The sequence below is a fragment of the Psychrobacter piechaudii genome (assembly GCF_900162825.1).
Classification (GTDB): Bacteria; Pseudomonadota; Gammaproteobacteria; order Pseudomonadales; family Moraxellaceae; genus Psychrobacter; species Psychrobacter piechaudii.
Window position 1 is genome coordinate 1 of the sequence record NZ_FUGE01000025.1, and the last position, 9,362, is coordinate 9,362.

A 9,362-nucleotide genomic window follows, 5' to 3' on the forward strand; every position below is an offset into this window, starting at 1 on the left:
TGTGGCACATGGCATGATAGAGATATCAATGCTGCTAAGAACATCCTCGCGGTCGGGCTTGACCGTCTAGCTGTAGGAATCCCCTCGGTTTAGCGAGGGGAGGAGGTCAATGGGCGCTTATCAGTGACCTTATCTGACACCAAACAAGGCGAGTATCAAGCCTTTGGGATGGCCGGAAAGATATTTGGCACTGACAACCCTAAGCAAAACGTCACTACCTAGAACTTCTTCGTCGCCGATGTATTAACCGGTGCGCATAGAGACAGCGTGTTTGTAGCGCCCATGACCAATAAGCCAAAAGTGGGCTTTCGCTTTAGTGTGCTAAGCTTGGGATTAAAGGTGGGGCCTATATTTTCTAAGGCCGATAAAGATGCAGGCATGCGACCGGTGACGGGTATTGCGAAAATGGGTCTAGCTACTGATGCCAATGTGGTGTCGCCAAAATATATGATGCTGTCTCCAGTCAAGCCGGCAGGTTGTCAGCCTAGTCCAGGTGTCGATTTTCGTAATGAATTTGCGTTAACCCCGCAAGAGACTGCAAAAAATATCACTCGTGATTTTGAGATATATGTCTCGGACACGGCGACCAAACCAGAGGACACAGGTTGGCAGCATATTGGGTATATTAAAGCGGATAAAACAGCGGTGTCTTATGGCTGTGATTGTCAATTACACTTTGCGCACCCGAAAGTATCTTAATTTTTCTAAAATAGAAAAGCAGAGTCATTTAGCTCTGCTTTTTTTTGCTTAATTAAAAACAGCCTTAAATAAGACCATTCTAATTAAAGCTATTTCAACAGCTCTACAAACTGCTCAAGATAATTCCCATCGACCTCATCAAAGGTCGCTAATTCATCTGAATCAATATCCAATACAGCGATAATTTTACCGGCTTCATTTCTTACAGGTATTACTATCTCCGACTGTGATAATGAGGAGCAAGCAATGTGGTTAGGATGTGCATTGACGTCATCAACAATTTGAGTTTCACCAGTGGCCCACACCTCGCCACAGACGCCTTTACCATGATTAATACGGGTACAAGCCAGTGGACCTTGAAAAGGACCTAAAACCAACTGATTGGACTCAGTGTCGACCCGATAAAACCCAATCCAAAACCAATTAAAGGTATCTTTTAACAATGCGGTTAGGTTGGCCATATTGGCAATTAAGTCACTCTCACTGCTCACAATGGCTTCAGCTTGTTTTATGAGTAGCTCATATTTTTCGGCCTTATTAGCGTTGGGGTCAATGGGGCTTATAGCTTGTTGCATAAGATTTTCTCTGTATCTATTTATAGTATTAAGACGAAAGCTTTTATCAAAATGATGGGTGTTATGATTCGTTACGTTCTAATAGCATGGCATCCCCATAGCTAAAGAAGCGGTATTTTTTAGCGACAGCATGTTGATAAGCCTGCTCAATGTTTGTCTTACCAGCAAAAGCTGAAACCAACATAAGTAGAGTAGATTTTGGCAAATGAAAGTTGGTCAGTAGCTTATCGATCACGCCAAACTTAAAGCCTGGATAGATAAAGATATCGGTATCGCCTGACCACGTAGAAACCTGACCTTGGTTATCAGCAGTTTTTTGATAAGCGGTCTCCAGCACACGGGTTACGGTGGTACCAATAGCAATTACTTTATTGCCATTTTTATGGGTCTGATTAATGAGATCCGCAGTGGCTTGTGGCAAGTTGGCATACTCACTGTGCATAGTGTGATTTAGCAAATTGTCAGTTTTCACAGGGGCAAAGGTGCCAGCGCCCACATGTAAGGTTACATAAGCGGTGTTAATGCCTTTATCGGCCAGTTGTTGTAGTACTTTATCATCAAAGTGCAAGCTGGCTGTCGGCGCAGCCACGCTGGCAAGTTTGGTAGGGTCATGAAACACGGTTTGATAACGTACATTATCTGTCTCATCAGCATGACGTTCAAAATAGGGTGGAATCGGTAGCTCACCATACTGCTCTAAGTCTGGCAGGATAGGATTTTTGAAGCTTAGAATAAATAGGTTCTCATGACGGCCTATCATCACACATTCAATATTGTTGTTGGCTAGTAACAACGTTTGACCAAGCTTTGGCGCTTTGCTAGCACGCACATGACACAGCGCTACATTGTCATGGTTTTTTCCGTCTTCATCGGTAGTAAATTCAGTATTATCGGTGAGTCTTTCAACCAAAACCTCTACTTTACCACCGGTATCTTTTTGCCCAAACAAACGTGCTTTCATTACCTTAGTATCATTAAACACAATCAAATCACCTGACTCTAAAAGCTCGGGCAAATCAGAAAACTGTCTGTCTTGTATGGCAGCAGTATCTGCTTTTTGCGCAGGCAAATACATCAAGCGTGAAGCGCTGCGCTCAGCCAGTGGATAGCGGGCGATATACTCATCGGGCAGCTCGTAATCGTAATCAGCAACACTTAAATAGCCACTTTGAGGGCTTTCTGTATGGGTGTTATCGCTGGTTAAATTGTTTGAGTTATCGTGTTGGTTTTGAGAGATAGGCTGAGTCATAAGAGGTCTTTAATTATTTCAAAATAAGAAGAGGGTTTGCCCTAAGCCAAGGCTGTCAGCAATGCGGGGTAGTTTAACAGAAATGCGAGTTTTTTTAGTTGGGTTTTCAGTCAAATTGGCTTACGGTTATTGGCTATCAGCTATTGTTTTGGATTACAAACCAAACAAATCAGGCTGAGTATTAAGCTCATCTAAGCTAGTGAGATTGGAGTAGGTAACCCCGACCAATCGAATAGGCAGATGACGCGGCGCTTCAGCGAGCAGCTTCTCTAACCAGTAATGTGCAGATTCGGCAGTGGGAAAAGGGGTATGTAGGGTATGTGAGCGGGTTATCTGGGTAAAGTCGGCGTATTTTATCTTGAGAGTGATGGTATGACCAAGCCGTCCTTTTTTAGATAACTGTTCAAAGGCATCGGCGTTTTGTTCAAATATTTGTACCAGTAAACTATCGGTATCACTCAAGTTATCACGAAAGGTGGTTTCTGAGCCTACCGATTTATGTTTTCGTTCTGCTTTAACAGGGCGCGTGTCATTACCGTGAGCAATCTCAGAATAAAAACGTCCCCGTTTACCAAACTCATATTCTAAGGTATCCACTGGCGTTGCACGCAAATCTGCCCCAGTATAAATACCCATCTCATGCAGTCGCTTAGCGGTAGCCTTGCCGATACCGTGAAAGCGCTCAATGGGTAGAGTGGCAATAAAGGCTTCGGCCTGCTCGGGGGTAATCACCGCAATGCCATTGGGTTTATTGATATCAGAGGCAATCTTGGCTAGCATCTTATTGAATGACACCCCAGCAGAAGCTCGCAATTGAGTTTGCTCATAAATCTCTGCCCGTAACCAGTTGGCCATTAGAGTAGCAGAGCCGTGATGCTCCTTAATTCCAGTGACATCAAGATAGGCTTCATCCAGGGATAGCGGCTCAACTAAGTCGGTTAGGCTGAGCATGATTTGTCGAATCTGTTGGCTGACTTGCCGATACACCTCAAATCTCGGCCTTACAAAAATCGCTTCTGGGCACCGACGTTTGGCCTCATAACAGGACATCGCCGAGCGTACCCCAAACTTGCGAATCTCATAACTGGCAGCAGCCACTACTCCGCGGCCACTGGGATCACCGCCCACGACCAATGGCTTCCCTCTAAGTTCGGGAAAGTCACGTTGCTCAACACTGGCATAAAACGCATCCATGTCTAGATGGATAATTTTGCGTTGGGGCGGTGCAGTGGACTCAGAAGAGGAGGAAGTTAAATGACTCATACCCTTATTATATAGGATTATCTCAGTTTGGCGGGCAAGTGCTGTCTCATTGCAATTACTAGCGAATGGTGTCTGGCAATAAGCCTATAAAAAACCACCTTATACAGAGAGTAAACTGTATAAGGTGGTGGCAGTATTTCTGATTTAGTTAGCTATTATCTATTGTATTGCGAAGCTAACGATCAGCTAATTAGTCACGTTTGGTCGGAATAACACGGCCAGTATTAGCATCAATTATTACTTCATATTCTTGACCATTTTTAACTGTTTTCACTTCATAAACTGCTGTGCCTTTTTCGATATCAAATTCAGCATCTACTGCTTGACCGTTACCACTGCTAGCAGCAATTTGCATCGCTTTGGCTAAGTCGATTTTGGCAGTATTTAGGGCTTTGTATTTATCAGTATCTTTGGTTTTGATGCGTTCTTGCTTCTGACTATTGACCTTACCAGTACGAGCATCAATTCTGACTTCGTACTTGGTGCTAGTGGTCGCCAATTCTACTTCGTATTCTGAGTCGTCTTTATCGAAGTCGACACTTTTCACTTTGCCTTGTGATTTTTGTTTGGCGATAGCAATGGCTTGGTTTACATCAAATTGGCTTTGCACGACAGCTGCTTTAGTGGGTGCTGCGAAGCTTGGAGCCACTGCGCCAAAAGTTAATAACACTGAGGTAGCTAATACGGATAAAGTTTTCATGAATTCTTCCCTTTATAATTTGAGTTCTGAGCTAAGAAATATAGCCCTGTAAATTTTTAATAATTTATTTGCTCTGCACACGACAAAAAAAACAAAAAAGTCTGTTAAAGCAAAGGCATAATAGTAATTTTTAAGACGAATCAGACCATGCCAAACTTTAACAGACTTAGTGAAACTTTAACCCAAAATCTGAGTATGAACAAGGCAAGAATCACATGTTTGAGCCTAATGATAATAGCCCTGATTACTGCTCAAAGCAGTAATCTTAAAAAAAATAGCAAGACACATTCCTAAGGGTGGCAAGACCGACAGTCACTATCGCAGACTACAGCGATTTTTTGCCGAAGCGAGGATAGACTATGATCAATTAGCTTTAAGGTACTCCCCAATGTCTAGACCAAATTATCATAAAATTAAGATAGAATTGGGTTGATAAAACGATTTATTATCCGAACTATTGTTAGCCAGATAAACCTGTGCAGGAGTATGGTAATCGAGCGACTGATGTAAACGCTCATGATTGTAAAACTCGAAATACTCTTTCAAACCTGCTCTTGCCTGACTGACTGTCTCAAGCTGTCGCAAATACACGCATTCATACTTCACTGACCGCCAAAGCCTTTCCACAAAGATATTATCCAGTGCCCTACCGCGACCATCCATACTGATAGCAATACCCTGCTCAATGAGCGGTCTGGTAAATCTTGGGCTGGTAAACTGAGAGCCTTGATCCGTATTAAAAATCTCACAGCGTAACCCATTGTGCAGTAAGCTACTTACCGTATCAACGCAGAAATCCGCCTCAAGCGTGGTAGATAGCGACCAGTCTAGGACATAACCACTGTACCAATCTATCACCGCCATCAAATACACGAAGCCCTTGGCTAGGCGAATATAGGTGATATCAGTACTCCACACTTGATTACAACGGCTAATCGGTACATGCTTAAGCAAATACGGGTAAACTTGATGTTCAGAGTTAGGCTTACTCGTGTTAGGATGCTGATAAATGGCATCTAGCCCCATTTGCCGTAGTAAGCGCCTAACTCGCTTCTCTCCCACTTGATAGCCTAGTTGTCTCAAATACGCTGTCATGCGTTTAACCCCATAAAATGGGGTCTTGGTGTACTGCTGGCCAAGCAAGTTCATCAGGGTAATATCAAGCTCGCTGATGGGCTTTGGCTGATAGTATAGACTTGAGCGGTTGATACCGAGTAATTCACATTGCTTACGAACACTAAAATCCTTGTTATCAGGTTCTAGCAGTTGTTTACGAGTGCTCAGGGTAGCTGTAAGGACTTTTTTTTAAGCCAGTCTCTTTCGCTTATAACTTGCCCTAGCTGCCTATGTAGTTCATCGATAATAGCTTGCTGGGCTTGTTCGTTGGCTTGCTGTTTGGTATTGAATGCAGTAGGGATAACTGCCAAAGCCTGCTTTTTCCAGTTGCTTATTTGGGTTGCATGAACCCCATATTCTGCAGTTAACTCGTTAAGGGTTTTGTGTTCTTTGATGGCTTCAACGGCGACTTTGCTTTTAAATTCAGCATTGTGACGCTTACGTACTTTTGTCATTAGATAGACCTCTTTTTCTAAAGGTTATTCTATCTTATTTGCTACAATTTTTTGGTCTAGTTTTCCGGGAGTATTATAGAATGATGCGCCAGCTGATGACAGCGATGACAAACCCGCACAGGCGCCTGAAAAGATTATTAAGCCTAGGCCGCTTACCTTAATTATCATGTTATTGGTTTTTTTGCTCGGTGTTGGGGTGATTTTATGGGCATGGCATTTGGGTCCGTTTAATACGCCACTGCAACAAACCGAAAACAGTTATGTCAAAGGCAATATCACCCTATTGTCGGCACAAATTAATGGTTATATCGAAAAAGTCTACGTCAGTGATTTTGAGGACGTCAAACAAGGTCAGCCGTTAGTTAAAGTCAGCAGTCCTAACTACTCACAGCAAGTAGTACAAGCCGAGTCAGGACTGGAACAAGCGACCACCAATTTAGCCAACCAACAACAAATCATCGAGCAGCGCAAAGCCGATGTCAAAGCCGCGCAGGCAAAAGTAGCACAAGTTAAAACCCAGTTAGAATTGTCTATCCAACAGCTTAAACGACTTGAATCCTTGGTCGGCGTTGGCGCAGTGTCACAAAATGAAGTCGATACTGCCAAAGCGGCAGTAAAAAACAATGAAGCACTGTTGAGCCAAGCAATCGCCAGTGTCGATGTCGCCCGCGAAGGTCAAAAAACCGCGGAAGTGACAAAGATTGGTTTGGTGGCACAGATTAAAAGCGCCAATGCACAGTTAAAACAGGCCAATACCAACCAAGAGTATGGCTTAATCACCGCCCCGACCTCAGGTAAATTAGGGCAAATCAATATCCGTACCGGTCAGTTGGTGACACAAGGCACGCAGTTGGTTTATCTCATTCCAAAATCGATGTGGGTCATTGCCAATTTTAAAGAAACCCAAATTGATAAAATGAAAATCGGGCAAAAAGCGTGGTTTACTGTCGATGCCCTAGGCAAACAAAAATTTACGGGGGTAGTCAAAAGCATCTCCCCCGCAACAGGGTCAGAATTTAGTGTCATTAAAACCGACAATGCCACCGGGAATTTTACCAAAGTGGTACAGCGCATTTCTGTACGCATTGACATCGATGGCAACCAAAGTCGTCTGAATGAATTGATACCCGGCATGTCGGTAGTGGCAACAGTAGATACGTCAAGTTAGCAAATTAACCCTTTTTTATTCTCCTTGGCCAAACGCAGTTTAGTGAATTAAGCTTAAAAAATCTTTCGCTAAATAAGCTGGGTTAGGATATTGATAGAACCCTTCACCCGTGGCTTCACCCAATTTGTTGGTATCGACCAGTTCTGCTTTGAGCTTTTCAGCGGGCTGCTGCAAAGAAGGGTCCGTTTTTGCCAGTTCATTAAAGATATTGTAGTTGGTTGTCATGCCATTTTTATCCAAAATCGCCATCGGTCCAAAGGGTGAACCCGTGGCTATCATCCACGTTTTATCAATGGTTGCGGCGTTGGCAACGCCGTTTGCCCACAGTTTTAACCCCGCTACCAATAACGGAATCAATAAGCTATCAAGCACATAGCCCGATTGTTCTTTTTTCACCGCTATCGGTAGCATAGCAATGGCTTTGGCAAATTCGATGACGTCAGCATAGACTTGTGGGTCGCAACTTGGGGCCGCCATCAACTCCACCGTATTACGGATATGGATATGATTGGCAAAATGCAGCATCAAGAATTTTTCTGGACGGTTAGTAAAGGTTGATAACACGCTTGGCAATAACGTCGATGAGTTACTGGCAAACACGGTTTTGGCAGGGGCGGCGGCTGAGGCTTTGCTATAAAAATCTTTTTTGATGTCTAAGCTTTCTGGCACCGCTTCAATCAATAGGTCTGCATCTTTTAACGCCTCATTCAAGTCCGTGGTGTAAGCCAAATTGTTGCTAGCTGCTGCCACTTGGGCATCGGTTTCACCTAGGTCATGCTGATGCTGATTGGCAAGGTCGGTAAAGCGGGTTTTCGCCTTAGCAATCGCATCATTATTAATGTCATAAATAGTCACATTAAACCCATGAAACGCACATTGCACCGCAATTTGGTTACCCAATACGCCACTGCCTGCCACGGTAATATTTTTATAGGGTACTTTGGATAAATCCGCTTTCGGTGGTTTTAAAAAATCAGGATTTTTAAAGGCGGGATTGGGGTATTGATAAAACCCTTCACCCGTTGGTACGCCCAGTTTATGTTGCTCGATATACTCTTTTTTGAGCATATCAACGACCGCTTGGTCTTGTTGTTTGCCCTTAGCCACAGCGAGCTTGTAAATATTGTAAGGGGTAGTGAGCCCAAGCATATCATAAAAAGCAAATGGTCCCATCGGCGAGCCTGTGCCAAGCATCCAAGTTTTGTCGATGGTTTGAATGTCAGCAATGCCTTGGATATACAGCTGCATCCCTGCATTTAACCAAGGATTGAGTAGTGAATTTAGTACATAGCCCGAGGTTTCTTTGTTGACGATAATAGGCACCATGCCGATTTGTTTGGCAAACGCGGTCATCGCATCAAATACATTAGGGTCAGTATCGGCATGTGACATAATTTCGGCAAGATTGCGCTTCCAAATCTCATTGGCAAAATGCATCATCAAAAACTTAGCAGGACGGTCGGTAAAGTTGACCAAATCACTGGGCAACATGGTAGATGAGTTACTGACAAATACGGTTTTTTCGGGTGCGGCAGCTGAGGCTTTTTGATAAAAATCTTTTTTGATGGCGACATCTTCAGGCACCGCTTCAATCAACAAGTCTGCGTCTTTCAAGGCGGCGCTTAAGTCTGAGCTATAACGCAAGTTTTGCTCAGCCTGTTTGGCTTGTTCGCTTGTTTCGCCCAAATCATCCTGATGACGTTTGGCGATATCGGCAAATTTGGTTTTGGCTTTATTGAGCACCTCGTCATTGATATCATACACAATGACTTTAAAACCATGAAACGCCGCTTGTACGGCGATTTGATAGCCCAAAACACCACTGCCTGCGACTGTGATATGGGTAAAATTAACAAGAGGATTCGACTCTGACATACAATACTCCTAGATTAACAGGCAAATACGCAACTTTATTTTTGGTATTATCGTATTTGCTAATCACTATGTTTAATAGCATAACCTGAGTTCGGGATAAGAGCTTGCGTAAATCATTGAAACAGCTTAGTTTTTTGCAACCTGTCCATAAGCCGACACGTTCTTGAGTGTCGGCTTAAAGGGAAACCAACAGTAAGCAATGAGTCCTGCTAAAAGATTAGCAGCGAAACCTGTGAAGCTTCGATGCCTTGAGTGTTCAATC

7 protein-coding genes and 3 pseudogenes are annotated in these 9,362 nt (G+C 43.4%); 3 read left to right on the forward strand and 7 right to left on the reverse strand.

Features of this window, described 5'->3' with window-relative positions; translation table 11 throughout:
* Positions 1–93 (forward strand): annotated as a pseudogene (locus A1019T_RS00395) (RNA-guided endonuclease TnpB family protein); the annotation flags it as partial.
* A 174-nt stretch (positions 94–267) separates the two neighbouring features.
* A complete protein-coding gene (locus A1019T_RS00400; RefSeq protein ID WP_077449936.1) occupies positions 268–699 on the forward strand; it encodes a hypothetical protein in 432 nt (143 codons plus the stop codon).
* An 89-nt stretch (positions 700–788) separates the two neighbouring features.
* Here A1019T_RS00400 and A1019T_RS00405 read toward each other — a convergent pair whose 3' ends face one another.
* The 5 genes from A1019T_RS00405 to A1019T_RS00425 form a co-directional block, all read right to left on the reverse strand.
* The gene (locus A1019T_RS00405) at positions 789–1,274 is read right to left on the reverse strand and encodes a GAF domain-containing protein (RefSeq protein ID WP_077449937.1); all 486 of its coding nucleotides are present in this window, start codon (positions 1,272–1,274) and stop codon (positions 789–791) included.
* Positions 1,275–1,335: 61 nt separating this feature from the next.
* The gene (gene queA / locus A1019T_RS00410) at positions 1,336–2,523 is read right to left on the reverse strand and encodes a tRNA preQ1(34) S-adenosylmethionine ribosyltransferase-isomerase QueA (RefSeq protein ID WP_077449938.1); all 1,188 of its coding nucleotides are present in this window, start codon (positions 2,521–2,523) and stop codon (positions 1,336–1,338) included.
* Positions 2,524–2,676: 153 nt separating this feature from the next.
* Positions 2,677–3,786, reverse strand: coding sequence for a DNA polymerase IV (dinB, locus tag A1019T_RS00415; RefSeq protein WP_077449939.1), 1,110 nt, complete (start codon positions 3,784–3,786; stop codon positions 2,677–2,679).
* A 190-nt stretch (positions 3,787–3,976) separates the two neighbouring features.
* Positions 3,977–4,486 carry a PepSY domain-containing protein gene (locus tag A1019T_RS00420; protein ID WP_077449940.1) on the reverse strand — a complete coding sequence of 170 codons (510 nt, stop codon included), beginning with the start codon at positions 4,484–4,486 and terminating at the stop codon, positions 3,977–3,979.
* A 405-nt stretch (positions 4,487–4,891) separates the two neighbouring features.
* Positions 4,892–6,057 (reverse strand): IS3-like element ISPpy1 family transposase gene (locus A1019T_RS00425; RefSeq protein ID WP_095532544.1). Its coding sequence is split into 2 segments (ribosomal slippage): positions 4,892–5,784 and positions 5,784–6,057, totalling 1,167 coding nucleotides; the frame shifts between segments, so codons are not numbered across the junction.
* 112 nt (positions 6,058–6,169) lie between these two features.
* On the opposite strand from A1019T_RS00425, the pseudogene A1019T_RS00430 reads away from it, so the two are divergent.
* Positions 6,170–7,225, forward strand: a pseudogene (locus tag A1019T_RS00430) (HlyD family secretion protein); the annotation flags it as partial.
* A 39-nt stretch (positions 7,226–7,264) separates the two neighbouring features.
* On the opposite strand, the gene A1019T_RS00435 reads toward A1019T_RS00430, so the two are convergent.
* Together A1019T_RS00435 and A1019T_RS00440 are read right to left on the reverse strand one after the other, a co-directional pair.
* Positions 7,265–9,100: a 3-hydroxyacyl-CoA dehydrogenase gene (locus tag A1019T_RS00435; RefSeq protein WP_077449941.1), complete on the reverse strand. Its 1,836-nt coding sequence runs from the start codon at positions 9,098–9,100 to the stop codon at positions 7,265–7,267.
* Positions 9,101–9,226: 126 nt separating this feature from the next.
* Positions 9,227–9,362 (reverse strand): annotated as a pseudogene (locus tag A1019T_RS00440) (IS982 family transposase); the annotation flags it as partial.

Excerpts from the sequence above, each read along its gene's own strand:
- A1019T_RS00405 (WP_077449937.1), bottom strand. The coding sequence starts at position 1,274 with ATGCAACAAGCTATAAGCCCCATTGACCCCAACGCTAATAAGGCCGAA.
- queA (WP_077449938.1), bottom strand. The coding sequence starts at position 2,523 with ATGACTCAGCCTATCTCTCAAAACCAACACGATAACTCAAACAATTTA.
- dinB (WP_077449939.1), bottom strand. The coding sequence starts at position 3,786 with ATGAGTCATTTAACTTCCTCCTCTTCTGAGTCCACTGCACCGCCCCAA.
- A1019T_RS00420 (WP_077449940.1), bottom strand. The coding sequence starts at position 4,486 with ATGAAAACTTTATCCGTATTAGCTACCTCAGTGTTATTAACTTTTGGC.
- A1019T_RS00435 (WP_077449941.1), bottom strand. The coding sequence starts at position 9,100 with ATGTCAGAGTCGAATCCTCTTGTTAATTTTACCCATATCACAGTCGCA.